Genomic DNA, 24902 nt, shown 5'->3' with positions numbered 1-24902 from the left:
CAGCCAGACATCGCGCAATCAGGCCAGTGAAGACTATTTTTGCGAGCTCGGGACGTATCGCCCATATGCAAAAAAACAGCTATCGGCTTGGAAGTGACAAATTTCAGCAAACTTGTTCACCGTACACTCAGCCAGAAGGCCCACATAACTCAATGAATAGGCAAGGATCGAGCACAGGATGGTAAACCGGGCAGAACGCCCAGCGGAGAGTCGTGCCCTGCCCTTTGGCAGGACTGCTGTCTGCTGTCTTGCGCTCAGCCTGATACCCGCCTGTGCCTATCTTCCTTTTACGGGCAACGACGAAACTCAAGCGTCCGACACGACCACAATTCCCGTCACGATCGAGGGGTTGCCGAGGAATCTGGAATCCGGTGCGCGCGACGCGGTGGAAATTCGTGCCGGAGCGCCGACCAGCCTTCTGGATGTGCGCCGCCGCGCCACGCAGGCCGCTGGCGCCCTTGAGGAATACCTCGCTTCCGAAGGCTATTTCACCGCCATTGTCAGCCCGGATCTCGTGGAAGACATGGACACGCGCCCGCGTCTTGATGTGGATTTGGGCGATCGGTTCACGATCGCATCGGTGGCCCTTTCCGGCGTGGATGACTTGCCCGCAGATGTCAGCAATCAGATCGACGCCGTTACAGATGAGCTGGGCATCGGCACATGGGCGGTCACCGAAGACATAGAGACGCTGGAGAAGCAGCTCGTCAGTCAGCTCCGCAATTTCGGCTACGCGTTTGCAGAAAGCGAGGGCATCGATGCGCTCGCATCCCGCGCCGACAAGACCCTGGAGCTATCCTACAAGCTGGTTCCAGGCCCTCGCGTGAAACTTGGCGAACTCGTTGTTCCAGACTCGCTGAAAACCAAAGACAGCGCCATCAACATCCTCCGCAACTGGCAGTCTGGCGACTATTATGCCCCGGAGAAGATGGAAACCTTGCGAACGCGCGTAAGGGGAACAGATCTCTTCGACGGCATCGGCGTGAACATCCAGAAGACAGCCGACAGCGATGGGCTGCATCCCGTCGAACTCCAGCTTTCTGAAGGCAAGCGTCGCTCCGTTGGCGCCGGTGTCAGCGTCTCGACATCTGATGGTGTTGGCACGACCGCCAGCTGGGAGAGACGCAATCTGACCGGCATTGGCGACACACTCGGTGTCGATGCCCAGATCGCAACGCGCACAAGCGAGCTGACGCTGAGTTATGAGCGGCCGAATATCGGTCGCTATGGGCGTGACTTCTCCGCTGAGACAGGCGTGCGCGCAGAAGAAACCGACGCCTACGATCTACAAGGCGCGAGCGTCTCGGCCAGCCTGTCCCAGCCTTTCAACGAACAATTTACGCTGTCCGCTGGGACGACGCTGGACGCGACCCGCTCCACCGACTACGAGCTGCGGGCGCAGGGCGAGGACGACTATGTCGAGCAGGTTACCCTCTCGTTTCCGCTCGGCGCGACTTACAATACGGTGAAGGCACCGCTGGACCCACAGGCTGGTAACCGCGTTTCTCTTGGTGTTGAGCCGGGTATTTCGTTCGGGGACGGAGAAGCGTCGTATACGCGGATTACCAGTTCCGCCTCGACCTATCGAAAAATCTCCGACCGTCTGGTCGCGGCTGTGCGTGCCGAAGCTGGCACGTTCCTGGGCGACGAAGGCGTGCCGGTCGACCGGAAATTCTTTGCGGGCGGTGGTGGGTCCGTACGAGGTTTCGAGTACCAGTCTCTTTCACCGACAGATTCCGACGGCAACATCATTGGCGGCGACGCCATGTTCGCCGCCTCGCTTGAACTGCGCTGGCGAAAGTCCGAGCGGTGGGGCTACGTCGCCTTTGTCGACTCCGGCTATGCAGCTGACTCCATCGACGAAGCCTTCGGCGAGATGCGGTCATCGTTCGGACTTGGTGTGCGCTTTTACCCTGGCTTCGGACCAGTCCGGTTTGACATTGCCACCCCACTCGACCGCCGCGATGGGGAAGACCCGCTTCAAATCTATGTTTCCATCGGACAATCTTTCTGATGGCGGCGCTCACATCTCTCCTGGGCATGATCCGCAGACGGAAATGGTTGATGGCCATCCTGTCGGCACTCATTGCGCTGGTCGTCTTGCTCATTGCTGCACGCCTCTGGATTGCCTCAGACGGCGGGCGGGCTTTTGTGGAGTCTCAGATCGATGGCCGTGAAGCGGGGCCATTGGGCACAATCCAGATCAATGGCCTCAGCGGCGACCCTTTGGACCGGCTCGGCGCATCACGCGTCACGCTGACCGATTCTGAAGGCGTGTGGCTGACCATGGAAAATGTCGCCATCGCATGGTCACCTGCGCGGCTGATGTCGAAGACCGTGAAACTTGACCTTGTCAGCGCCGAGAAAATCGATGTGCGCCGCCGCCCCGCCCTGGAACGGGATGAGAATGAGAATTCGGAATCTTCCAGCAATTGGGCCGTGTCCCTCGATCAACTCAGTATCGCGGAGCTTTTGTTGCAGGAAGGCGTGGCCGGTCCACGCGCTGCTTTTGATATTGATGGCCAATTCCGTTTGCCGAAATCGCGTACGTTCGATCTATCCCTGACAGCGCTTCCGCTCGAAGGTGTCGGCGACCGGGTGGATGCCACATTGAAGCGCACAGCCTCAGGTGCCTACCGGCTAGACGCAGAAGTCGACGCTCCCGCTGGAGGCACCCTGGCCACACTCTCAAATCTCCCCGACGGCGATAGTGCGTCGCTTAGCGCCCGCGCCAGCGGAACGCTTGATGATGGCGATGGCTTTGCTCAGCTGAAGATCTCAGGAGCGACCGTCGCCGAATTGACGGGCAAGATCACGGCTGGTGGCTTGTTGGCCAGCGCGGACATCAACGCATCGCGCCTGCCGATCTCCGAACAGCTGCGAACACTAATAGGTCCCTCCGCCGCCCTGAAACTTGATGGAGATATTGAGAAGGCGAGCATTCCTTTCGAATTTTCCGGCACACTTGCATCCGGGTCCATATCCGCAAACGGTGTATATCGCAGCCGCCAGCGCGACTTCGACGGTCCGATCAATCTAGATGTGACGTTTTCCGGCCTCAAGGAACTGGCCAACCTCGATGCCGATCTGGTCTTTTCAGGCTCTCTGACTGATCCCCGCGAGGCTCCCGGACTGACTGGCAATGCTGCACTACGCGCCAATGCGGGTGCGGACCTGCCTTTCAAGAAAGTCGAAGGACCAGTGGAGATCGTATCTACCGGACGATATGTTAACTTCAAAGGGTCGCTGACGGGCACCGGCATCATGGCATCGAATGCGACGGGTCGCCGGATCGCAGGCCAATCACCGAGGGTGGATGTCGCAGGCGACTACAACCGGAACACCGGGGTCGTCACCCTTGACCCTTCGACTGCACGTCTTGCCAAAGGACGCATAGCAGCAAGCGGTGCGATCAGTATACGCGAGAAGACACTTGACGTTCAGGCGCGGCTTCAACAGGTGTCTGGCCTCCTGTCATCCGCACCCGACTTATCCACCACCGGAAGCCTCGCGGTGACGGGTCCGTTTGCCGCCCCATCAATCGTCGCAGACGTCAACGCGCATGGCATGAACGAGATGAATGCGACGGCCGCCAAAGCTTTCGGAAATATCGCGCGGCTGCGCGCCACAGTTCAAAAGACAGACTCCTCTTATCGTGTACGGACCGCCAGAATAGATGGCGACAATATGAACCTGTCCCTATCGGGCACTTACGCACCTGGCGGGGCCGCGAACCTGTCGGGCCAGTTTACACAGTCCGATGCCATCCCTATCTCGGGTTCGGCAATCGACCTCAGCTCCGGCATCTTCCAACTCTCCGGCCCAAGAGGCGTGGATGCTATAAGCCTAGCATCCTCAGGCGGCGCGTTTAGCCGTGGCTCCATTGCTATCTCTGATTTGCAAACGTCCGTAGATTTCAGACGGTCGGGCGATGGCTGGGCGGGTCCGGTCGCCTTGCAAGGTATTGCCGGCGACCACCCTGTCGAGATCACCTCCATGGCATTCTGGTCTGACGGTGTATTCGCACTGCGGGACATCCAATCCGACTATGAGACGGCCCAGCTTTCAGGGTCTCTCTTGTATGGCGGCGAGCGCGGGCTCGACCTCAAACTCAATATAGTCGGAGACCGATTTGATCTCGGGTCGCGGCATGTCGGTGCATTTGATGTCGAACTGAGCGTGGACCGGACCCCGGATGAAGACATGTCGATCACCGCCTCTGGCCAGGTTCAGAATGTTTGGCTCTCGCCGTCGCTTCGCTTCGACTCAGTAGACGGACAAATTCGCAATGCCCCGGAAGGCTACAATTTCGCAATACAGGTCGAACGCGAACATACTGCCCGACCCACTTCGCTGAACATATTGGGTGAGGCGGATTTCGGGGCTGAGTATCCTAGCGGCCAGATAGAACTGGATGGCTCCTTGCTTGGTGAGGCTGTCCGCTCCGTTCAGCCCGTCAGTTGGCGGTTGGGCGAAACTCCTTCGGTCGAGGCAAACATCGCCATCTTCGGCGGGAATATCGAAGCGCGCATTGCTGAGCGAACCCGTACGCCCCGCATGACCCTGACGGTCGACAGTGTTGACCTGGCTCCGGTCCTGGCTTCAGCGGGTATAGCGACGCGCCGTGTGATGGTGAATGGCAATGGAGACTTCCTGTTATTCGGAGCAAATCCGGAAGGCCAGTTTGACATGAATGTCGAGGGCCCGTTACCCGGGCTCGAGCGCGCCCTGGCCATTGATCTGGCAGGTCGACTGAGGAACGGCGCGCTGATCGTGGATGGCGCGGGCGATTATGGCGACTTGCGACTTGCGGGGTCGGCGACCCTGCCGGTCGCTGCCGATCCAGACGGTATCGCGCACCTGGACATGGAGCGCCCCGTGCAGGGAACGGCCAATCTTCAGGGCGACTTGTCGGATTTGAGATCGCTCGCCCTGGCATATGGACATGATATTGGCGGCGTCATAGACGCATCGGCCGACCTGACCGGAACACTCACAACACCCGCATTCAGCGCTGAAGCAAAGCTGACGGATGGCATTTATGAGTTCGGGGCAACAAGCCTCAGGCTCGTGAATTTGAATCTGGACACAGATTATGTCGACCAGGCCCTAACCTTGCGCGGAAGGGGCAAAGGGGCTGATGGCGGTACGGTGAGCGTGTCCGGTACACTCTCGGCAGACGACACCAAACTCACGACCGATTTTGCTGACCTGTTGGTCTATAATCGGGATGGCGACTCACTTCGCGTGGATGGCAAGGTCAATCTCGCTGGTGGCGCAGACAAGCGGACCGTTTCCGGAAATGTCGACGTACGATCGGCTCGGTTCAATCTCGACAACCTGCCATCATCCAAAGCACAGGCCATCGACGTGCGCTGGAAAGAGGATGGCGACGCAAGTGACGGCCAAAGCGCACTCAGGCATTCACTCGCGCTGGATATGCAGATCACAGCGGATCGCCGGGTCTTCATTGATGGTCGCGGACTGGAAAGCGAATGGGGAGCAGACCTGAAATTGACCGGGACGGCTGCCGATCCTCGCCTCAACGGCATAGCGACGATGCGCCGGGGAACACTGGACCTGGCCGGGCGCCCCTTCATATTCGACAGCGGTAACGTCTATTTTGACGGTCCTCTGCGGCGGGCCCGCCTGGAGGTAGAGGCAGACCGGACGGTGAACGGGTTTGAAGCGAATGTCGCCCTGACAGGCACACCCACGAGCCCCACGATTGAGCTAACAAGTTCTCCCGACTTGCCAGAGGATGAAATTCTGTCACGCCTGCTATTCGGGCGGTCCTCGGTGGACCTGTCAGCGCTGGAAGCAGCCCAACTGGCCAATTCAATTGCGCGACTCAGCGGTAACAGTTCCGGATTCGACCCCACATCCGGGCTTCAAGCCGCCCTTGGTGTGGACCGGCTATCATTCGGAACCAATGATGAAGGCTCGGCGCAAGTAGGAGTCGGACAATACATCGCAGACGATGTATATCTCGAGTTAAACTCGGCGGGCGCGGCAGGCAGCTCCGTTGAAGTTGAGTGGGAGCCAAGACCACAGGTCTCTGTTACTTCAGAAACTACTACAGATGGCGATGCCACGCTCTCAATAAAGTGGAAAAAAGATTATTAAAAATTGCAGAGGTTTAATCCATCTGAGGTAGGATCGGGGGCGATTTAACCTGGGTTAAGCAATAGCAGATGACGCTGCTTTTTATGGGTTTTTCAGTGTTTCAAACGGGTCCAATATTGGGGCAGCAATCAGGATGAAACGCAAAATTCAGTGTGCATTCCATTTTCTTGGGTAGTGGCATCCTTGCCATAACACCCTTTGCGGGAAAATTGGTTACCTCTGATGGATATATGGAGCGAGCAGGTCATGAAGCAATCTACTTCCAGAGCCCCTACGGCAGTCGATCAGATGGTTGGCGAAAAAATCCGAAAACTTCGTCTGGATCGCAACCTGACCCTCGCTGAACTTGGCTCTGAACTCGGCATCAGCCATCAACAGCTTCAGAAGTATGAGACCGGCACCAATCGATTGAGCGCCGGAATGCTTGCCAATGTCGCGGAAGTCCTGCGCGTCTCAATCGCCAGCCTTTTCGAAGACGAGAACGCTGACGATGACAAGGACGCTGATCCGTCCGCAAAGGTTCGCGCAGAATGCCATTCTTGGATCGACCGTACGCCCTCCAAAGAGCGCCTTTCGATGATGGCAAAAGTCTTGCGGGTCATGTCGAGCGACTGATCCCAAAAGGATCTACGTGCCGGTGACTCTTGGCACCGACACGCTTTCGTGAAATTCGGCTTCAGCTTCGATCCGCTGCTTTGGGTGATAGAACTCGTCCGTGAACCAGGGCGAGACCTGCTTGTCAAATAGCGACTTGATCCATTCGATCATGAGGTTGCCAAGCGGTGACCGCCGCGTCTGCTCCGTATACGCTATCCAGAACTGGATCGGCGCCACTTCCGACATGTCCAATGCGACGAGATCCGGGTAGACATCCTGGTGGTATGTCGGCAGCAGCGCGATCCCTCCACCTCTCCGGCACAACGTGATCATGGCGCTTGCCGAATTCGTGACGAACGCAAAATCGATCATTTTCTTCAGCTCATGCGCCTTGGGGGCCCATCGCTCAACTTGCTGAACATATGATTCGTGCAAAATGCACCTGTACTGATGATACTCGAACATGCTGGAAGGCTGACTCGTTTGCGCGTCGAGGTACTCTCTGGATGCGAAACCAATATAATGAAGTGTGCCCAGTTTGTGCGAGATAATCTCCGGGTCCCGAGGTTCGGTAAACTGGATCGAGATGTCCGCCTCGTCGTTCAGCAGGTCCGGCTCCTCTGCCTTAACGTGCATTCGAACTTGCGCCCTTGGATGCGCTGTCTGGAACTCGGCCAGGCGCGGGGCGATCCAGTACGGTCCGACACCGTCACCCGATCCAATCGTGATCCGGCCTTCGGTGCCATCGGTCTTGCCGATCGCCTTGCTGAGCACTTCATTGGCGGACTCTTCCATCTGCCGCGCATAGCGCAGCACCGTCTTCCCGGTCTCCGTCAGCTCCATGCCGCGAGTTGACCGGGTAAACAGTTTACTGCTCAGAAATTCTTCGAGCTCATCAATCTTCCGACTTACTGTCGGAGGCGACTCCCTCAACCGCGCCGCGGCCGATGTCATGCTGCCCAATTCAGCAACTACCTTGAAGACACGCAGTTTGTCCCAGTCGATCCGTTGGTTGGTCATACAGTTTCCAGAAGCCTCGAAGCTACTTGTTCAATCAATATGTTCGTCAGTCAAACGACTAGCCTGAACACAGATAGCTTCATGAATACTGAGAGAAATACTATCCTCAATACCAAGAAATACAACGGCGTGGCGTGACTTTAACTAGATTATGATCCGAGTTTGCTTATTTGACCGAGCCAGAATGCTATCAGGCAATCTGGAGGCCAAACGGATGCGCACCCTCGTCCACATGGAATTGGGAAATGCAATTCAGGGCCTACCCCCCGTTCGCTTCATTCGGGCCGGGCCGAAGACCTACTTGGCAAGCCCATGCTGCAGCACATGGTTTTTCACGTTTGAGCGACCCCATGCAGGATTGCGGAATCAACGATCAAGCACCTATTTGCATTTCCACGTCACCTGAAATTGATGTGCTACACAACCAGATTCACAGGGCATGTCTCCAGGCCGTAATTGAGCAGACCGCCTCTTTGGCGCACACGTTCACCTGCTGATTCCAGGCGGCTGTAGCGGTTGAGCAGGCTGTTGATCATCTGGGCAGCTTCATTGCGAGCAATCCCTGCCCCCATGCAATGATGGATACCATGCCCGAATGTGGCCTGCTTGATCATGTTCGGTCGCTTCAGAATAAACTCATCCGGCCTTTCAAAGACAGCCGGGTCCCGATTGGCAGAGGCGTGGAAGATCGCCACCCAATCTCCTTCTCTGATCTGCGCTCCCCCAAGTTCGTAGTCCTGCGTGCATACCCGGTGGAGACGCTGAACCGGCCCGTCCCGGCGCAGGCTTTCTTCGATGAAGGCCCGCACGAGTGAACGATCGGTCCGGAGCGTCGCATACATCTCGGGATCATCGGCCAGCACATCAATCAGATTTCCCAGGAGATAGCCCGTGGTCTCTGCGCCAGCCACGACCAGCGTCAGGCAAAATCGCACCACTTCCTCACGCGTCAGGCGGCTTCCGTTCGACTCAGTCTGGATGAAGCCAGACATCAAGTCGTCGGGAACCGGTTTGCCTGTCTCGATATCGGCGTAGCGCTGGTCGACCGCTGACTGATAGTAATTCCAGAGCTCGATATTGCATTGCTGGCGCTCCGCCAGGGTGAAGTCAGAGGTCACCATGAAGGCATTGGCCCAGCGACGCAAAAGGACATAGTCCTCCTCCGGCGTACCGATCAGTTTGGTCATTACGAGCGCGGGCAAATTCGGCGCCAGGTCTTGCATGAAATCTACCGTCCCGCCGCCGACCATGTCGAGCTGCGCTTCAACCGTTGTCTCCATCCATGGCGCCACGTCGCTCATGACCCGTTTGGGCGAAAACGCCATTTGGGCAATCTTGCGAAGCTCCGCGTGGCGAGGATCGTCATGATTGACCAGCATCAGGGTCGGCGCTTCGGATTCTTCCTGCATGATATCGCGCGACGAGAAGACATCTGCGCGCCGGCAGACTTCCTGGACATCGGCATGCTTCAGCACGACCCACGCGGGATACGGCTTGTCCAAGCCGGGTATGGTGCCCGGCGGATAATCTTCAAGGCCAAACTGGATCGGCTCGTCGCGCAGATGCGCGTAATACGGATAGGGATTCGCCATTACGTCCGGGTGATAAAGATCCCGCACGTGAAATTCATCAGGAATGTGAGGCTTGGTGGAGGCATGTGTCATCTGGTGTTCTCCCGGGTGCAGCGGCCCAGCGCGGTGCTGGCAACCGGCATGATTGTTGAGGGTATGGATCGCGCTCGAATTTGCGTGCGCTGGTTTATTGTGTCCTTAGGACCTTTTTGTTACATGGCGCAGTTCCTTCTTGTCGGGCATTCTGGAGACTCGCTATTTGAAGGGAGATTCGACTTCGCTTATCGGCGAGGGCGCAGCAATGAACCGGAGACTGGATGGACCTTTCGAAGCGCAAACAATCGAGCAAGGATTTCCTCGACCTGTTTTTCCCGATCCACTATCTGGTCGGAATGCAGATTGAGGACGCCCTCAAATGCGGCGTGCTGACACGCCAGCAAGCCTGTCTCCTCTGGACCATCCATACGCGCGGCACTGATGGGAAGAAGATGCGTCGCAAGGACATCGCGCATGCGCTGGCGTCTTGGTACGAAGTAACGAGTTCGGCGATCTCGAAATCCCTCCGTGCGCTGTCCAAGCCGCCCCTCAACCTGATCACAATGGTCGAAGACCCCGAAAACGGACGCGAGAAGTTTGTCGTGTTGACGCCCCGCGGCGTTCAGTTTGTCGAAAGCATGATGCGCAACGGCACCGCCTTTGTGGAAACAATGGTCGAACGTCTCAGCGACGATGAAATCAGGTCCGGCATTCACTTTCTGTCCAGAGTAACCGAAATCCATCATGAGCTGGCCTCGGAGGCGACCGCAAAGCGAAAACCGAAAGGGGGCGGCGCGGCAAAGCCCAAAGAGCTGAGCTGATAATCGAGGGCGGGACGCGCGTTCATTCCTAGCGTTCCGGCGTCGTCAGGTCGAACGCGACATGCACAGCCTGAGCGCTATCCTGAAAATCCCGGAAGCGGATGACTTGTCCATCCCGAATGGTAAGGATGTGCGCATAATCAGCCGCGTAAAGGCGCCCCGTCGCCTTCAGCACCATGCGTAGATGCCCGGTCACCGCCACCTTGTCGCGTTCCGCTATGAACTCGTCCTGACGAAACGTCTCGATGTCTACATCATTGCCAACATGGCCGAAAAAGATCTTGCACTTCTCCTTGCCGCGAAAAATTCCTGCGAAGGGGATTACACTCGGACCGTAGAATTCAATCGTACAATCCTCGGCCATGACTCCGAACAATTTGTCGAAGTCACCTTCATGCACGCCGGCATACCAGGTCTGGGCGGTTTCCAATGGGGTCATCATCTTGTGAGGTTTCCTCTGACTGAGCCTCTAGAACTGGGTGGAGAGTTCGATTCCGAACGTACACGGCGCACCGAGGGAACCGACGAATTCGGCGCCATAGGTTGTGCCCGTAAGAATCTGGTTGGTGAAATAGGTCTCGTCTGTCAGGTTTTCCCCAAACAACGCGACCTTGTATTGTCCATGTCCCGGCGCATATGTCGCCCGCGCGCGCAGGACACCATAGCTATCCTGTGACGCCGCATTGATATTGAACACGGTAAAGAAGACCTGATCCTGCCAAGCATAGTCCGCCCGAAGGGTCAGATCGCCGCCAAATGCCGCAAAGTCTGCCTGAGCGCCGATATTCATTTTCCATTCCGGAGCCCGAGGCAGCCTCAAACCATCAAGATTGCGCAGAGTTGATCCCGGCTCATCCGTCAGCGGTGCGGGACGCAAGGGTTCAGTCAGCTCGCCTTCGGTAAAAACCGCGTCGAGATAGGTTACCGACCCATCGAGTTGAAACACATTGCCGAGCAAGGCCGCAAACTCGACTTCAGCCCCTCTGACTTCCGCCTTGCCGACGTTCCGGATGATGGGCTGGTTGGCGATCGAGTCCTGCGCCTGCAGGTTCGTGTAATCATATATGAATGTCGCCGCATTGAGACGCAGTCGCTTGTCGAGCAGTCCAGCTTTGAGGCCGGCTTCATAGGCCCAGATTTCCTCGGGCTCGTATGGGGTTCGCTGGCTGGATCCAATATTGTATCCGCCACTCTTGAAGCCACGCTGGGCGCTCGCATAAAGAAGCAGGTCATCCGTAGCCGTCCATTCAAGGGCGAACTTCGGCGTGGTCGCATCAAAGGTCGCAGGGCCCTCGACTGGTGCAACCACGAACCCAAACGGGTCTGGCTGGACACCATCACGGCTTTCACTTACGGCGTTGGGGAAAAATAGAACTTCCGGTGCAAACCTAACAAGAGACCCGCCCGGTGCTGACGGGAGAAAGGCGAGGTCGAAATTCTGGAAGCCGTCACGCTCTTCCTCGGAATATCGTAGACCGGCCTTCAATGTCAGCCTGTCGGTCAGATCGAAACTCGTATCAATGAAGATATTGAATGCTTCGGTTTCCTGACGCCCGTTCAGGTGCAGCTCGCAACATAGCGTGCTTTCCGGAATGCTGACCGGAAAGGGTGGCAGGACACCCGCAGTCTGCAGATCAAGCAGGCCTTGCGTAAGGATCGGCTCCCAGAAGTCGCCAAAGATGTTGTTCTGGATATCATTCTCTTCAGAAAAGTATCCGCCCCCGGCAATCCAGCTGAAACGTCCTCCGGACGGGGAGGATAGCTGGAAATCGGCGTTCCATTGCTCATGATCTTCGGCGCGATGGATGTAGGTATTGAACGTGTCTCCGAGATCAAACGAGTTCTGGAAGTCAGGATTTGAATTCTTGTAGCCGGTGATGACCTGAACATCATAGTCGCCGAGGGCCCAGTCGAGCCGCCCTGTGAGACCCCACACGCTTGTTTCGTTGAAATAGTCGACTGCCGAAAAGATGTCGCGAGAGGCGGGTGCCGAGATACGGCCACTATTCTTGATGCCGAAATAGGGCAGCGTCTGAGAGCCCTCGCGAGTCCCGAGCCAGCCCGACACTTCATCCTGGTACCCCAGGCTCGCAAAATGGAAGACGTTGGCGCGATCGTCCGCTTTGTAATAGTCCCCCGTCAGGGTGAGCATGGCGGTGGGCGTCAAATCGACCTCCACCGTGGCGCGGGCGGTGATGTCGTGCTTGTCCTCCGCATCGAATGTGCGATCGGGCTGGGATGCGGGGAGTGTCCCACGTGGCAGATGAACCGTCGTGTACCCGTCGCGATCCTCCTTCTGGACCGCCAGACGGGCCCGCACACGGTCATTGAGAGGGCCGCTCAGGGCGGCGAATGCGTGCGTGCGATCATAATTGCCAAGGATCAGTCGCGCTTCGCCGGCGAATTCATCGGTGGGGCGCTTGGTGATGATGTTGACGGCGCCACCGGTGGCGTTGCGCCCGTAGAGGGTTCCCTGTGGACCGCGCAAGACTTCCACGCGCTCTATGTCGAAGAAACCAGGACCAATTGCAGCCGCGCGCGACAAATAGACTCCGTCCAGATAGGTCGCCGTGGAACTGTCGGCACCGGCCACGATGACCGGCGTACCGATGCCACGAATAAAAATGGACGTGTCTCCCTGATAGTTGGAAACGTGAAGTCCCGGAACCATGTCTGCGACATCTTCGACGGACTGGACCGACCGGTCGAGCAATGCCTCGCTGTCGAGCGCCGAAACCGAAGCTCCCGTACTCTGAATATTTTCCTCTCGCCGCGTGGCCGTAACCGTGACCGTACTCAGAGTACGGGACTCCATCTCAGGCTCAGCCTCGCCTGAGACATCCTGCGCGGCGGCCGACTGCATGACCATGGCAAAAGCGCACACCGAAACGGTGGCGCCAAGAGCGCGTTTCAACATTGTTCCCTCCCTTACCCCCGCGGTGCGAGGGTTCTTTTTGTTATACCGCAAGATGTCCCTCGTTGATTGTTTCCGTCAAGACCCTTTTTGAAACCAAGATCACTCACCTTCACAAAATCGCGCACCTGCGGATCACTCCGCCTCAATCACCCCTCAATTTACTACGTTGTTTTAATTTTATTTTTTTTATTACACATGCACCAGAGCGATTCCGGGCACCGAATCATTGTCAAAACTGGCACATTGAATAAAAGGGTCCTTACGACCTCTTTTGCATGTAAAGGACCTGAAATATGCCTGGATATACGATCGGACTGGACGCAGGAATCGCCCACCTCATATTGGAGCGCCCCCAGTCAGGGAATGCGTTGGGCGCCGGATTTTGGAATGGACTAGCACCCGATATCTCCGCGCTCGATCGAAGTGGGGAAGTACGCGCCATGGTTCTGTCATCAGGCGGACGAAATTTCTGCGCAGGAATGGATCTCGACGAATTTGCAGGCGGTATCCCCGAGCCTGACTCACCCGGCGCCCGCGAGAGCTTCTACCATCTCGCTCTTTCCTTGCAGGAGACTTTCTCTTGCCTGGAGCGCGCACGCTTCCCCGTTTTTGCGGCAATACAGGGCGCTTGCCTCGGTGCCGGCCTGGAGCTGGCCGCAGCATGCGATCTCAGATACGCGACCCGCGACTCCTATTTCCGGATTGAGGAAATCAATACAGGTATCATGGCGGATGTCGGGGCATTGCAGCGCCTGCCGAAAATCTTGCCTGAGCCGGTTGTAAAAGAGATGGCATTTTTGGGCGAGACACTGCATGCGGACGAAGCGGCCCAGCATGGCTTTGTGACCCGCCTTGCGGATACGCCGGATGCGGCCATCAAACTGGCCATGGCCGCCGCAGATCAGGTGTGCAGGAAGGCACCTGTCGCCATCGCAGGGACAAAAGCCGCCTTGCGATGGGCACGTGACCATTCTGTTGCGGATTCCCTGGAATGGTCTGCCCGTACGCAGTCGGCATTGTGGAGCACGCATGATATTTCCGCCGCCCTTCATGCCAGAAAAACGCGCACTGATCCGTTATTTGAACCACTCTTGGCCAAGCCGGTTTTGGGTGGATCAACATCCAGTCCAGGGGGCGGCGACCCGCAACTTGACTGAATGCTAATCCTTATCCAGTGTGAGTGCCTCGTACCGGATAATCCTTCTTGCGAATAAAGGTAAGGCCATCCAGCAAGCCCTTCAGCGCAGGACGCGCAAACGGGGCATTCGATACGTCCACGATCTGCAACTTGCCATCATTCCTCACGACGAACGTCGCCGGCTCTGCAAAGGGGCGGTCAGTTTCCTCCGGGCTTCGGGGGTCAGAAACGAATAGGCCTAGCTCGGTCATCTGCGCAGTGCTGAGATCGTAACCGATCGTGCCCATGTAGCCGATATCGCTGGCAGAGGCTTTCGCCTTCTCTTCCGGATCAGCAGAAACCGCGATGACATCAACGTCGATCGCAGCAAAATCATCAAGCATGCCATTCAGCTCTGTCAGATAAGTCTTGCAGATGGGACAATGCTTCCCGCGATAGACTACAATCAGCCTCCAGTTCCCGTGCTCCCGGTTGGGGACGCCGAGCTTGGCGTCACCCCCACCCAGTGTGGCAACCTCGATGTCAGGAAACGATGCGGCGGGTGTCAGAGTATTGGGCATGAATTGTATCCTATGAGTATCTGCGGGCAGTTACACTAGCTCACAACTGAACAGCTTGTTCCGCTTCACGCGCGACGAAACACAGATTTGAGCCGCGCACACATCACGCAAGGTATCTGGAATTGCGCCACGGTCTTTCCAAATTCAACGGAGACAAGCAGGCATTCCGGATATGAAATGACGGTCCGACCACCTTGCTCTGCTCGCCAGAAAAGATGGCCGGTGTGCGAAGTTGATGCCCGTGTCGGATAGTCCAGCCTCACGCAGGCGACCAACGCGATCAATCTCATTTTTACCGGTTGCGGGCCAATTCCACATCGCACTTCCCGCGAAACAGGGGATAGACCCTTGTTTTTGCTGGTGCCGGCTGAGGGACTCGAACCCCCGACCCTCTGATTACAAATCAGATGCTCTACCAGCTGAGCTAAGCCGGCCACGCTGGAATGGGTGTCACTACTTCGATCAGCGCGGCGGCGCAAGCGGGTGTTCCAGTCAAATTGTCATCAGTTCGCTCCGGAGCCGATTTCTTTCAAATTCCCCAACTCTGCCCCATTCGCCCTGATGGCCGCATATTTCCGCCTCAAAGGAAGTCTATCCAGTCCTTCAGGAGACCACACACCAAGATGTGGCGTTGATGGGTGTCAGACGACACGAGAGCCTGAAGGAATACTGGAAATGAAACGCGCACAGATACTGGCCGGCTTCAGCATCGCCGCAATCGCCTTGGCATTCCCTGCCATGTCGGACGCCCCGAAGGCTCCGCCCCTTGAGCCTGTTCATGTTCCTTACGAAAAGACCTGCCAGGATACTCAAATCACCGTCTATTTCTCAAAGCAGGAATCAGTCCTTTCCTCTTATGCGGTTCGCTCGCTCAACACGGCTGGCGACCAGCTTGCCGGATGCGCCGTATCGGACATCGAGGCTAGTGTCGTATCAGCCGATGCTATCGACGACATGGCGGCCACCAGCCTGTCTGAAGCCCGCGCCGCCGTGGTGCTGGAAGCCCTGAACGCCCGTGGAATCCGCGCGCGTGACATTCGCACGGCCTTTGTGTCGGCCGCTGAAGCCAACCCGTCAGATGCCCTCACATTCCCTATGGCGCGCCGCGTCGATCTTACCGTGACGGCCGCCACCGGCTACGGCCTGTAGGCCTACAAATTTTCCTCCCGGAAAGTCCAGGATTCCTCACCGCGTCCTGGAACCCCTCGCCCCGAGCGCCTTGCAGCGTGTTCGGGGCGTTCTTTTTGACGGACTGCCCTGTTATTTAAGGCGTCACAATTCTTTCCTTTCCGGCGCGCATCGCTAAAAGGTGCAGGGCAACCGGGCACACGGCCCGACCTGCCCGCAACGCTATTTGGGAAAGACCGCATCTCCATGACGCAAACCCGGCGCATTCTCGTTACGTCCGCCCTGCCTTATATCAACGGCATCAAGCATCTCGGTAATCTGGCAGGCTCCATGCTGCCGGCGGATGTATATTCCCGCGTGATGCGACTGATGGGCCATGACGTGACCTATATCTGCGCCACAGACGAGCATGGCACGCCAGCTGAACTGGCCGCCCAGGCCGCCGAGATGAGCGTCCAGGCCTATTGCGACGAGCAGTACGAGATACAGCGCGCCGCAGGCGAGGGTTTCAACCTGTCCTATGACTGGTTTGGACGCTCCTCCCGCCCTGCCAACAGCGCACTGACCCAGCATTTCGCGCAAGTTCTGGAACAGAACGGCCTGATCGAAGAGCGCACATCCAAACAGGTCTATTCTGTCGATGATGGCCGCTTCCTGCCCGACCGCTACGTCGAGGGCACCTGCCCGACCTGTGGCTTCGAAAAGGCGCGCGGCGACCAGTGCGACAATTGCGGACGGCTCCTGGACCCGGTCGACCTGATTGACCCGTATTCCTCGGTCTCCGGCAGCAAGAATATCGAAATCCGCGACACCAACCATCTCTACCTGCTGCAAACGCAGATGCAGGACAAGATTCGCGACTGGGTGAACAGCAAGGGCGCCCAATGGCCTGGCCTTGCCGTTTCCATCGCCAACAAATGGCTGGATGAGGGCCTGATCGCCCGCGCCATCACGCGCGATCTGAGCTGGGGCGTGCCGGTGCTGGACGCCGATGGCAATCCGCGTCCGGGCTATGAAGACAAGGTCTTCTATGTCTGGTTCGACGCGCCTATCGAATACATCGCGGCCACGCAGGAATGGGCCGAAGCGACCGGGAATGATTGGGAAGCCCTCTGGCGCACCGACAAGGGCGCCGACGAAACTGAGTACGTCCAGTTCATGGGCAAGGACAATGTCGCCTTCCACACGGTCAGCTTCCCCGTGACGCTGCTCGGCTCCGGAGAACCATGGAAGACGGTCGACAAGCTGAAGGCCTTCAATTGGGTCACTTGGTATGGCGGCAAGTTCTCGACGTCGAACAAGCGCGGCGTCTTCATGGACCAGGCGCTGGAATTGCTGCCAGCCGATTACTGGCGGTGGTATCTGATCGCCAATGTCCCAGAAGGCTCGGATGCTGCCTTTACCTGGGAAGGATTCCAGTCTGCGGTGAATTCCGACCTCGCCAACGTACTCGGTAATTTCGTCAACCGGATCACCAAGTACACGGTGTCAAAGTTCGACGGCAAGGTTCCAAAGACGGGCGAAGCCGGCGACGCCGAAGCGTGGATGACGGCGGAACTGCAGGAGCGCCTGCCACGTCTGATCGAACATTATGAGGCGATGGAGTTCCGCAAGGCCGCCGCCGAGACCCGCGCAATCTGGGCCGCCGGCAATGAGTATCTTACCAAGGCCGAGCCGTGGGTGAAGTACAAGTCAGATGTGGACGCGGCTGCTGTCGGCGTACGCACGGGCCTGAACCTCGCGGCCCTGTTTGGCATTCTCGCGCTGCCGATCATTCCCGACGCGGGCAAGAAAATCCTCGATGCGCTCGGTATTCCCGAAGAGCATCGGAGCTTCCAGTTCCGCGACATTCCGGGTCTGTTGAACAGCCTGCCGCCGGGCATGGAGATATCTCCGCCGGACGTGTTGTTCCAGAAGATCGAAGACAGCCAGGTCGAAGAATGGACCGAACGTTTTGGCGGGAGTGATCAGGCCTGACGCTGGAATATGACGCTCAGATTGTTGGCCGGCATCTCGATGATTTTCGCGACGGACAGACCAACTTCTTCGGCCAGCGGGATGATCTGACGATCCAGGTCGCGGACTCCCCAAGCGGAATCTCGCGATTGCAGGCTCTCGGTGAATGCCGCGTTGGACGGTGCGATCTCGCCGTTCCGCGCAAAGGGTCCGTACAGGAACAGCTTACCGCCGGGCTTCAAAAGTCTGCCAGCGCCCGCAATGAGGCCGAACGCAGCCTCGAAAGGCGCAATATGAATCATGTTGATTGAGACTATGGCGTCCCAATAGCCGGGCCGTTCCACGTCTCCCCACTGACCTTTGGAAGCGTCTACGACGACAGGCCCCGCCAGTCGATCATGCGAACTGGCGTCTCTCCATGCCTTCTGGCTGGCGCGGCTCTCCGCATCAATGTCTGAATAAGTCCAGTAGAGGTCGCCAAGCGCCTGGGTCAGGTAAGTCCCATGCTCGCCAGTGCCGGAAGCGACCTCGAGAACGTGCCCGCCTTTACAGACATGGTTACGAAACACGCTGAGGATCGGGTCGCGATTGCGCGCAACAGATGGCGAGTACCGCCGACCGTCTCCCTCGGTGCCACGGGCCTCCAGAGCGACTGGTTTGCCGCTTTCGGACTTTGGGTAGTCCCCATCAGTCCCATTTGTCATCGGGTTTGCTCGAAGGGGTACATTTCCGTAGTTACGACCGCCTGCCCCAAACGGTTATAGCGTGGACCAACGGCTTTCTCCGGCAAGAAGAATGCATCCAGCCGCGCAACCATATCTTCCGACAATTGGACGCTGCCTGCCTGCCAGTTCTCTTCAAGATGAGCGAGGTTGGTCGTACCCGGGATCGGGAGAATGTTATCTCCCTTGGCGAGCGTCCAGGCGAGCGCCAATTGCGCTACTGAACAGTCCACTTCTTTTGCGCAGGCCCGTGCCTCGTCCAACAGGGGCAGGTTCCGGGCATAGTTTTCTGGCGTGAAGCGCGGGAAGATGGATCCCCGCAAATCCGACTCATGGAATTTCGCCGGATCAACCGGCGGATCGGCAAGGAAGCCGCGCCCCACGGGCGAGAAGGCCACGAGCGCCACGCCCAGTTCTTCACACGCCGCCTTGATGGCGATTTCCGGGTTGCGAACCCAGAGGGAGTACTCGCTCTGCATAGCGGCTATCGGATGCACGGCGTGCGCGCGGCGCAAATCGGCTTCGCCCATTTCCGACAATCCGATCATGCGGATTTTGCCTTCTTGTACCAGGTCAGACAATGCGCCAACCGAGTCCTCGATCGGCACATTCGGATCCGGTCGGTGCATGTAGTAGAGATCAATCACGTCTGTCTGCAGGCGCTTCAGGCTGGCCTCGCAGGCGGCCTTTATGCTTTCCGGCCGCGCGTCCAGCGTCCGCTGGCCACCGTCAAACCCCAACACACATTTGCTGGCGAGAAAGTAACTGTCCCTTCTATCCTTCAGGGCCTGCCCGATCAGCTCCTCGCTGCGCCCGAAGCCGTAGAGCGTTGCCGTGTCGAGAAAGTCGTAGCCGAGGTCCAGCGCGCGCACGAGCAAGCCCTTGGCATCCGCTTCATCCATCGGCGGGCCATACGCATGCGTGATGTTCATGCAACCAAGGCCAACCGGGTAAACCTCCCGGTCTCCAATACGTCGTTTCGCAGTCATGCTTTGGGTCCTTATGAGACGAACTGTTCCCGGAGGACGGGCTTGAGGATCTTGCCGTTCGCGTTGCGTGGCAGGGGCTCGGTCATGAAGAGGACCTTCACGGGTACCTTGAACGCAGCCAGGTGACTGGCGGCATGCGCTCTCAACTCATCTTCGGTAACATGCATGCCGGGTTTCAGTTGCACGACAGCGCCGACTTCCTCCCCAAGAATCTTGTGTGGGATGCCGACGACCGCCGCGTCCATCACAGCCGGGTGCTCATAAAGGGCATTCTCGACTTCGATACAGTAGACGTTCTCACCACCGCGGATCAGCATGTCCTTGGCCCGGTCAACGAGATAGAGGAAGCCCTCTTCATCCAGACGCGCAAGGTCTCCTGTCACGACCCAGCCATCGCGGAAAGTCTCGGCAGTCGCTTCCGGTCGGTTCCAATAGGCCTTGCAGTTCATCGCGCCCTTGCACCAGAGTTCACCAACTTCGCCCTGTGGCACAGGATTGCCATCAGGATCGCAGATTTTCAGCTCAACGGCTTTGGGCGGCGCGCCGGCACTACCCGGACGGTTCACATAGTCTTCGCCGATATTCAGCGTTGCCGTGGCACACGTTTCCGTCATGCCCCAGCCATTGCCAGGGGCCGCATCCGGGAAGCGCTTCTTGATGGTCGAGACAAGCTCCGGCGCCGACGGTGCGCCACCATAGGAAATAGCGGCGATAGAGGACAAATCATATTTGTCCCTGTCCGGATGTTCAAGCAATTGCCAGGCAATGGCAGGGACACCCCCGACAGCCGTAACCTTTTCTTCCTCGATGATCGGCAGGGCCTTACCCGCATCCCACTTGTACATGGAGACAATCTTGTCGCCGCGCAGCAGGGATGGGATCAGGATCGCGAAAGCCCCTGTGGCATGGAAAAACGGAATCGCCAGCAAGGTCGCGCGCTGTTCGTTTGGATCAGGCTCAGGTACAGGTTCGCCCTTGCGCAGGAACATACGGGCCTGGCAGGTCATGGAATTGAACATGTTGGAAACAACCGCGCGATGGGTGGCCAATGCGCCCTTTGGTTTCCCGGTCGTTCCCGACGTGTACATGATCGTTGCGTTGTCTTCCGGCTCCAGATCAATAGCTGGCCACGACACTGCTGGCAGATTGGCCCATTCATTGGCCCCGCCAACATATGTTTCCATCCGTGACACGCGCGGGTCGCCATACTCACCTTCCGGGTCGCGCGCGATGATGACGTTTTTCAGGTCCGGCAACTTTTCCCATTCCGTCCTGACACGCTCATAGATTTGTGGGTCAACGAAGGCGAGTTTCACGCCGGCGAAAGACAGACCGTATTCGAGCTCCTCACTCGTCCACCAGGAGTTCATTGGGGTGGCAATGGCGCCAAGCATGGAGGCAGCGAAGAAGGCGACGGGCCATTGCGGATAGTTACGCATGACGATGGCGACGCGGTCACCCTTCTCGATACCATACGTGTCGCGCATGACGGCAGCGAGTTTGATGACGGCTCGGGCGAGGGCATCAAATGTCACGCGCTCATCTTCATACACAATGAAGTCACGGTCGGCGTATTGCATGCTGGCGAGTTGAAGCACCAGTGGAATGGTCGGCGGCGCATTCTTGTAGATCTTCATTTCGACGCCATTGATGACAGCGTCCATGAGTTCTAGCGGGGAACCTTCGGCCGCGAGCATCTCATTCGCCTGAGCGATGGACATGGCGGGCCAGTTTGGCAAAGTGTCTGCAGGCATGGGTTTCCTCTGGATGTGTGTTTTGTCCACACAATCACGCCGCCCCAAAGTATTGAAGGAAAAATTGACCGTTCATCCGACAATTTTTCGAGAGCGGGGGCAAAATCATGTCCCAAAGCGCAGTACGCCGCCGACACGCCCGTTCCGAAATAGAAACAGTCGTATCGACGGCGAAAAATTCTGGATCGATTAAGAGCGGTTACTTGCCGAAATCGCAAAAACGCAGCGCGTGGTTGGTGCCATCCGGCTCGACAGCATCGTAGCTGCGTCCGGTCAGCTCATCGCCCTCACAGAGATAGCCGATCTGGTACATGGCGATCAGTGTCTCATTGTCAGGCGTCAGGTCGCTGGCAATCATGAGATCGATAGCATCCTCATGGCGGCCCAGTTGCATCAGTATATCGAACTTTTGCTGGCGAGTGGTTTCGGGCTGGTTCAACACCGTCATCAGCGAATCTGCCTTGCCACGCGCCGTCGCGAGCGCAGGCACTGCCTTGGCATACACCGCTGTATCGTCGAGCGTGTTCACGATTTCTTCGAAATCCTCGATCGCGCCCATGACATCATAGCCTGAATGGCTGGCACGCAGCTCGCCGCGGCGCAGGAGTGTCTCGGCAAGTTGCTCTCGCGACAGTTCTGGATCGCCTGAAAGCTGGGTCAGGCGGTCGATGGCGGTCTGAGTGTTGCCAGCCTCCTCCAGACCCTCAACCGTGGTCATCGCCAGCGCGTAGCTGGACATGGTTTCAGTCATTGGTGCGACTGTGGCACCCGTTGCCTCGGTCGAGCCGGACGTGGAAGAACAAGCTGCAAGTGCCAGAGCGGAAGCAGCAGCGATTAGGCCGGAACGAATCATGGGACATCTCCAACAGGGAACAGAAGAAATTCAGTGCCTAGTCGTAGTCGCTCAAGGCGTGCGCTGACAGGGCGGTAATGTGGATTTTATGTGACCTTTCAACTGGTCAGGTCTGCACACCATTCCAGCCCGATGAGATCATCCCGGTCTTCACCGAACTCGTGCAAGCGGACATCCGACTCGCCTGCCTCACAGATATAGCCTGCGGCGACCAGTGTTTCGACCTGCTCAGGGGTCGGCGGCAAGCCTGACGATCGATAGCGCGCAACGGCCTCTTCATGGCCACCCAAAGTCCAAGTTCCGTCAAACCATTGAGCGAGCGTAAGGAACCGGTTCATCGACACCTTGATTTGCTCTACATCGGTGCGGACATAATCGAGTTCCGTTCGCGCATTCGCCGCAAGGGCGTGATCCGGCGCGATCTCCAACAGGGCTTCGAAATCTTCAATCGCGCCCAGCCGATTATCTGCCGCCTGTCGGCGCAAGCTGCCCCGATGATACAAAGCCTGGACGCGTTGCTCGGCCGTCAGCGAGTTGCGAGCGAGCAATTCGCTTAACATCGCTTCGGCGTCGTACGGGTTAGAATCCGCCAATGCCTGCGCAATGACCGTTTCCGGTGGCGGCCCTGTATCGGCTGCTTCCGGCGCAGTGGCGCAGGCAGCCAGCAATAGCGCGGCGCTGATCGAAGTATAGAATGGAAAGCGTCTCATGCGCGGCACATAAGACCGGTTCGCCGTGCGCCGCAAATTGCTTTTCAGATAGATATCAGGCCCGGGCCAACCGGTTGATCTCGGCAATGTCACCGCGGCCCAGAGCTTCAATCGCCTTGGCGGCAATGTGACGGGCATTAAGGCCAGCCGTTTCATACATCTGGTATGGGCTATCCTGATCTTGGAAGACATCTGGCAGCGTCATTGGGCGGATTTTCAGGCCATTGTCGAGCGCGCCTACGCGGGCCAGGTGTTCCAGCACAAAGCTGCCGAAGCCGCCCGTCGCACCTTCTTCGATAGTGACCAGAACCTCATGCTCGCGCGCCAATCGTTCGACCAGTTCGGCGTCCAGCGGCTTGGCAAAGCGCGCATCCGCAACCGTGGCAGACAAGCCCTGCGCAGCCAGCATTTCAGCAGCCTTTTCAGCTTCGCCCAAGCGCGTGCCGTAAGACAGTATCGCAATCGTCGTGCCTTCGCGAACGATCCGTCCCTTGCCGATTTCGAGCGGCTCGGGGTTCTCCGGAACAGCCGCGCCGGTGCCTTCACCACGCGGATAGCGAAAGGCGGATGGGCCATCATCGATCTGCGCCGAGGTCACAACCATGCGAGCGAGTTCTGCTTCGTCTGCAGCTGCCATACATATCATGCCCGGCAATGCACCGAGATATCCGATATCAAAGCTGCCCGCATGCGTTGCGCCATCAGCGCCAACAAGGCCTGCGCGGTCGATCGCAAACCGGACCGGCAATTTCTGGATCGCCACATCATGCACGACCTGATCGTAGCCGCGCTGCAGGAAGGTAGAATAGATCGCCGCGAACGGTTTCATGCCGTCTGCCGCAAGGCCGGCGGCGAACGTCACAGCATGCTGTTCGGCAATGCCCACATCGAAATGGCGGTCCGGGAATTTCTTGGCGAAAATGTCGGTCGATGTGCCGGACGGCATGGCAGCCGTGATCGCGCAAATCTTGTCGTCAGTTTCTCCGAGTTTCGCCAAGGTCTGGCCAAACACTTTCTGGTAATTTGGCGCCTTGGGTTTTGGCTTCGATTGCTCACCGGTGATTACGGAGAACTTCGAGACCCCGTGATATTTGTCCGCCGAATTTTCGGCCGGCGCATAGCCTTTGCCCTTTTGGGTAACGACGTGGATCAGGATCGGGCCGTCCTTCATCGCTTTAACATTCTCCAGAACCGGGAGAAGCGTATCGAGATCGTGACCATCGATTGGCCCGACATAATAGAAGCCGAGTTCCTCGAACAGCGTGCCGCCCATGGCAAAGCCGCGCAAATACTCCTCCGCGCGCCTGGCCGGACTTTCCAGCCCGATGGGCGTGACCACTTTTTTGGCGATCCGACGCAAACCGCGATAGGGCCGCGAAGATACGAGTTTAGACAAGTAATTGCTCATCGCGCCGACCGGAGGCGCAATCGACATGTCATTATCGTTCAGGATTACGATCAGGCGGGATTTGTCCGCGCCGGCATTGTTCATGGCCTCATAGGCCATGCCAGCAGACATGGATCCGTCACCAATCACGCAGACAACATGCGTGTCGCCGCCTTGCAGGTCGCGCGCCTTCGCAAAGCCATGTCCCGCAGAAATGGAGGTGGATGCGTGCGCAGCGCCAAACGGGTCGTATTCGCTCTCGGCACGTTTCGTGAAGCCTGACAGGCCGCCAGGCTGTCGCAGTGTGCGCATCTGGTCGCGACGCTCTGTCAGGATCTTGTGCGGATAGCATTGGTGGCCGACATCGAAGATCAGCTTGTCTGCCGGTGTATCGAAAACGGAATGGATCGCGAGCGTCAACTCCACGACACCCAGCCCCGACCCCAGGTGGCCACCCGTAACCGAAACCACATCGATGACTTCGTCGCGCACTTCATCTGCGAGTTGTTTCAATTCCGCCCGCGAGCGGCCTTTAAGGTCGGCAGGAGAATTGATTGCATCCAGCAAACGATTGGGGCGGGCGTCGGTCATTCCAGTTTAAGCTCGATCTTTGAATT

General features: G+C 57.8%; 18 protein-coding genes and 1 tRNA gene. 7 read left to right on the top strand and 12 right to left on the bottom strand.

Features of this window, described 5'->3' with window-relative positions; translation table 11 throughout:
* Nucleotides 1–178 precede the first annotated feature (178 nt).
* The 3 genes from CFA77_RS06160 to CFA77_RS06150 all read left to right on the top strand — a co-directional run bounded on the left by CFA77_RS06160 (nucleotide 179) and on the right by CFA77_RS06150 (nucleotide 6741).
* Nucleotides 179–2014 carry an autotransporter assembly complex family protein gene (locus CFA77_RS06160; protein WP_206992699.1) on the top strand — a complete coding sequence of 612 codons (1836 nt, stop codon included), beginning with the start codon at nucleotides 179–181 and terminating at the stop codon, nucleotides 2012–2014.
* 26 nt (nucleotides 2015–2040) lie between these two features.
* Nucleotides 2041–6126 carry a translocation/assembly module TamB domain-containing protein gene (locus CFA77_RS06155; protein WP_206992698.1) on the top strand — a complete coding sequence of 1362 codons (4086 nt, stop codon included), beginning with the start codon at nucleotides 2041–2043 and terminating at the stop codon, nucleotides 6124–6126.
* Nucleotides 6127–6372: 246 nt separating this feature from the next.
* Complete coding sequence (locus CFA77_RS06150; RefSeq protein ID WP_206992697.1) at nucleotides 6373–6741, top strand: helix-turn-helix domain-containing protein; 369 nt, start codon at nucleotides 6373–6375, stop codon at nucleotides 6739–6741.
* Nucleotides 6742–6753: 12 nt separating this feature from the next.
* Here CFA77_RS06150 and CFA77_RS06145 read toward each other — a convergent pair whose 3' ends face one another.
* Together CFA77_RS06145 and CFA77_RS06140 are read right to left on the bottom strand one after the other, a co-directional pair.
* On the bottom strand, nucleotides 6754–7743 hold the full coding sequence (locus CFA77_RS06145) for a LysR family transcriptional regulator (protein ID WP_206992696.1): 990 nt from the start codon (nucleotides 7741–7743) through the stop codon (nucleotides 6754–6756).
* Between the two features lie 416 nt (nucleotides 7744–8159).
* A complete protein-coding gene (locus CFA77_RS06140; protein ID WP_206992695.1) occupies nucleotides 8160–9407 on the bottom strand; it encodes a cytochrome P450 in 1248 nt (415 codons plus the stop codon).
* A gap of 224 nt (nucleotides 9408–9631) precedes the next feature.
* Between CFA77_RS06140 and CFA77_RS06135 the strand changes: the two genes are divergently transcribed.
* Nucleotides 9632–10171, top strand: coding sequence for a MarR family winged helix-turn-helix transcriptional regulator (locus tag CFA77_RS06135; protein WP_206992694.1), 540 nt, complete (start codon nucleotides 9632–9634; stop codon nucleotides 10169–10171).
* 28 nt (nucleotides 10172–10199) lie between these two features.
* Here the strand turns inward: CFA77_RS06135 and CFA77_RS06130 are convergent, their stop codons facing one another.
* The gene (locus tag CFA77_RS06130; protein WP_051607714.1) at nucleotides 10200–10613 is read right to left on the bottom strand and encodes a nuclear transport factor 2 family protein; all 414 of its coding nucleotides are present in this window, start codon (nucleotides 10611–10613) and stop codon (nucleotides 10200–10202) included.
* Nucleotides 10614–10640: 27 nt separating this feature from the next.
* The gene (locus CFA77_RS06125; RefSeq protein WP_206992693.1) at nucleotides 10641–13088 is read right to left on the bottom strand and encodes a TonB-dependent receptor; all 2448 of its coding nucleotides are present in this window, start codon (nucleotides 13086–13088) and stop codon (nucleotides 10641–10643) included.
* A 293-nt stretch (nucleotides 13089–13381) separates the two neighbouring features.
* Between CFA77_RS06125 and CFA77_RS06120 the strand changes: the two genes are divergently transcribed.
* The gene (locus tag CFA77_RS06120) at nucleotides 13382–14245 is read left to right on the top strand and encodes an enoyl-CoA hydratase-related protein (RefSeq protein WP_206992692.1); all 864 of its coding nucleotides are present in this window, start codon (nucleotides 13382–13384) and stop codon (nucleotides 14243–14245) included.
* A gap of 10 nt (nucleotides 14246–14255) precedes the next feature.
* Here the strand turns inward: CFA77_RS06120 and CFA77_RS06115 are convergent, their stop codons facing one another.
* Both CFA77_RS06115 and CFA77_RS06110 read right to left on the bottom strand, forming a co-directional pair.
* Complete coding sequence (locus tag CFA77_RS06115; protein ID WP_206992691.1) at nucleotides 14256–14786, bottom strand: redoxin domain-containing protein; 531 nt, start codon at nucleotides 14784–14786, stop codon at nucleotides 14256–14258.
* Between the two features lie 358 nt (nucleotides 14787–15144).
* Nucleotides 15145–15220, bottom strand: a tRNA-Thr gene (locus CFA77_RS06110).
* Between the two features lie 241 nt (nucleotides 15221–15461).
* Between CFA77_RS06110 and CFA77_RS06105 the strand changes: the two genes are divergently transcribed.
* Nucleotides 15462–15935: a hypothetical protein gene (locus CFA77_RS06105; RefSeq protein ID WP_206992690.1), complete on the top strand. Its 474-nt coding sequence runs from the start codon at nucleotides 15462–15464 to the stop codon at nucleotides 15933–15935.
* Between the two features lie 225 nt (nucleotides 15936–16160).
* The gene (gene metG / locus CFA77_RS06100; RefSeq protein WP_206992689.1) at nucleotides 16161–17891 is read left to right on the top strand and encodes a methionine--tRNA ligase; all 1731 of its coding nucleotides are present in this window, start codon (nucleotides 16161–16163) and stop codon (nucleotides 17889–17891) included.
* On the opposite strand, the gene CFA77_RS06095 is transcribed toward metG, so the two are convergent.
* The 6 genes from CFA77_RS06095 to dxs all read right to left on the bottom strand — a co-directional run bounded on the left by CFA77_RS06095 (nucleotide 17882) and on the right by dxs (nucleotide 24876).
* On the bottom strand, nucleotides 17882–18574 hold the full coding sequence (locus tag CFA77_RS06095; protein ID WP_206992688.1) for a DUF938 domain-containing protein: 693 nt from the start codon (nucleotides 18572–18574) through the stop codon (nucleotides 17882–17884). The genes metG and CFA77_RS06095 overlap by 10 nt on opposite strands.
* Complete coding sequence (locus CFA77_RS06090; protein WP_206992687.1) at nucleotides 18571–19581, bottom strand: aldo/keto reductase; 1011 nt, start codon at nucleotides 19579–19581, stop codon at nucleotides 18571–18573. Before CFA77_RS06090 ends, CFA77_RS06095 begins: the two co-directional genes overlap by 4 nt.
* 11 nt (nucleotides 19582–19592) lie before the next feature.
* Nucleotides 19593–21335, bottom strand: a complete 1743-nt coding sequence (locus tag CFA77_RS06085) for a class I adenylate-forming enzyme family protein (RefSeq protein WP_206992686.1) — start codon at nucleotides 21333–21335, stop codon at nucleotides 19593–19595.
* A gap of 199 nt (nucleotides 21336–21534) precedes the next feature.
* A complete protein-coding gene (locus CFA77_RS06080) occupies nucleotides 21535–22188 on the bottom strand; it encodes a hypothetical protein (protein WP_206992685.1) in 654 nt (217 codons plus the stop codon).
* A 98-nt stretch (nucleotides 22189–22286) separates the two neighbouring features.
* On the bottom strand, nucleotides 22287–22898 hold the full coding sequence (locus CFA77_RS06075; protein WP_206992684.1) for a hypothetical protein: 612 nt from the start codon (nucleotides 22896–22898) through the stop codon (nucleotides 22287–22289).
* Nucleotides 22899–22953: 55 nt separating this feature from the next.
* The gene (dxs, locus tag CFA77_RS06070) at nucleotides 22954–24876 is read right to left on the bottom strand and encodes a 1-deoxy-D-xylulose-5-phosphate synthase (protein WP_206992683.1); all 1923 of its coding nucleotides are present in this window, start codon (nucleotides 24874–24876) and stop codon (nucleotides 22954–22956) included.
* Nucleotides 24877–24902 lie beyond the last annotated feature (26 nt).

Source organism: Hyphomonas sp. KY3, from assembly GCF_017309975.1.
Taxonomy (GTDB): Bacteria; Pseudomonadota; Alphaproteobacteria; order Caulobacterales; family Hyphomonadaceae; genus Hyphomonas.
The sequence above is the reverse complement of the archived record's forward strand: the minus strand, read 5'-3'. Positions and strand labels throughout refer to the sequence as shown.

Excerpts from the sequence above, each read along its gene's own strand:
- CFA77_RS06095 (WP_206992688.1), bottom strand. The coding sequence starts at position 18,574 with ATGACAAATGGGACTGATGGGGACTACCCAAAGTCCGAAAGCGGCAAA.
- CFA77_RS06090 (WP_206992687.1), bottom strand. The coding sequence starts at position 19,581 with ATGACTGCGAAACGACGTATTGGAGACCGGGAGGTTTACCCGGTTGGC.
- CFA77_RS06115 (WP_206992691.1), bottom strand. The coding sequence starts at position 14,786 with ATGCCCAATACTCTGACACCCGCCGCATCGTTTCCTGACATCGAGGTT.
- CFA77_RS06160 (WP_206992699.1), top strand. The coding sequence starts at position 179 with ATGGTAAACCGGGCAGAACGCCCAGCGGAGAGTCGTGCCCTGCCCTTT.
- CFA77_RS06150 (WP_206992697.1), top strand. The coding sequence starts at position 6,373 with ATGAAGCAATCTACTTCCAGAGCCCCTACGGCAGTCGATCAGATGGTT.
- CFA77_RS06155 (WP_206992698.1), top strand. The coding sequence starts at position 2,041 with ATGATCCGCAGACGGAAATGGTTGATGGCCATCCTGTCGGCACTCATT.
- CFA77_RS06140 (WP_206992695.1), bottom strand. The coding sequence starts at position 9,407 with ATGACACATGCCTCCACCAAGCCTCACATTCCTGATGAATTTCACGTG.
- CFA77_RS06080 (WP_206992685.1), bottom strand. The coding sequence starts at position 22,188 with ATGATTCGTTCCGGCCTAATCGCTGCTGCTTCCGCTCTGGCACTTGCA.
- CFA77_RS06120 (WP_206992692.1), top strand. The coding sequence starts at position 13,382 with ATGCCTGGATATACGATCGGACTGGACGCAGGAATCGCCCACCTCATA.
- metG (WP_206992689.1), top strand. The coding sequence starts at position 16,161 with ATGACGCAAACCCGGCGCATTCTCGTTACGTCCGCCCTGCCTTATATC.
- dxs (WP_206992683.1), bottom strand. The coding sequence starts at position 24,876 with ATGACCGACGCCCGCCCCAATCGTTTGCTGGATGCAATCAATTCTCCT.
- CFA77_RS06075 (WP_206992684.1), bottom strand. The coding sequence starts at position 22,898 with ATGAGACGCTTTCCATTCTATACTTCGATCAGCGCCGCGCTATTGCTG.
- CFA77_RS06145 (WP_206992696.1), bottom strand. The coding sequence starts at position 7,743 with ATGACCAACCAACGGATCGACTGGGACAAACTGCGTGTCTTCAAGGTA.
- CFA77_RS06135 (WP_206992694.1), top strand. The coding sequence starts at position 9,632 with ATGGACCTTTCGAAGCGCAAACAATCGAGCAAGGATTTCCTCGACCTG.
- CFA77_RS06085 (WP_206992686.1), bottom strand. The coding sequence starts at position 21,335 with ATGCCTGCAGACACTTTGCCAAACTGGCCCGCCATGTCCATCGCTCAG.
- CFA77_RS06105 (WP_206992690.1), top strand. The coding sequence starts at position 15,462 with ATGAAACGCGCACAGATACTGGCCGGCTTCAGCATCGCCGCAATCGCC.
- CFA77_RS06130 (WP_051607714.1), bottom strand. The coding sequence starts at position 10,613 with ATGATGACCCCATTGGAAACCGCCCAGACCTGGTATGCCGGCGTGCAT.
- CFA77_RS06125 (WP_206992693.1), bottom strand. The coding sequence starts at position 13,088 with ATGTTGAAACGCGCTCTTGGCGCCACCGTTTCGGTGTGCGCTTTTGCC.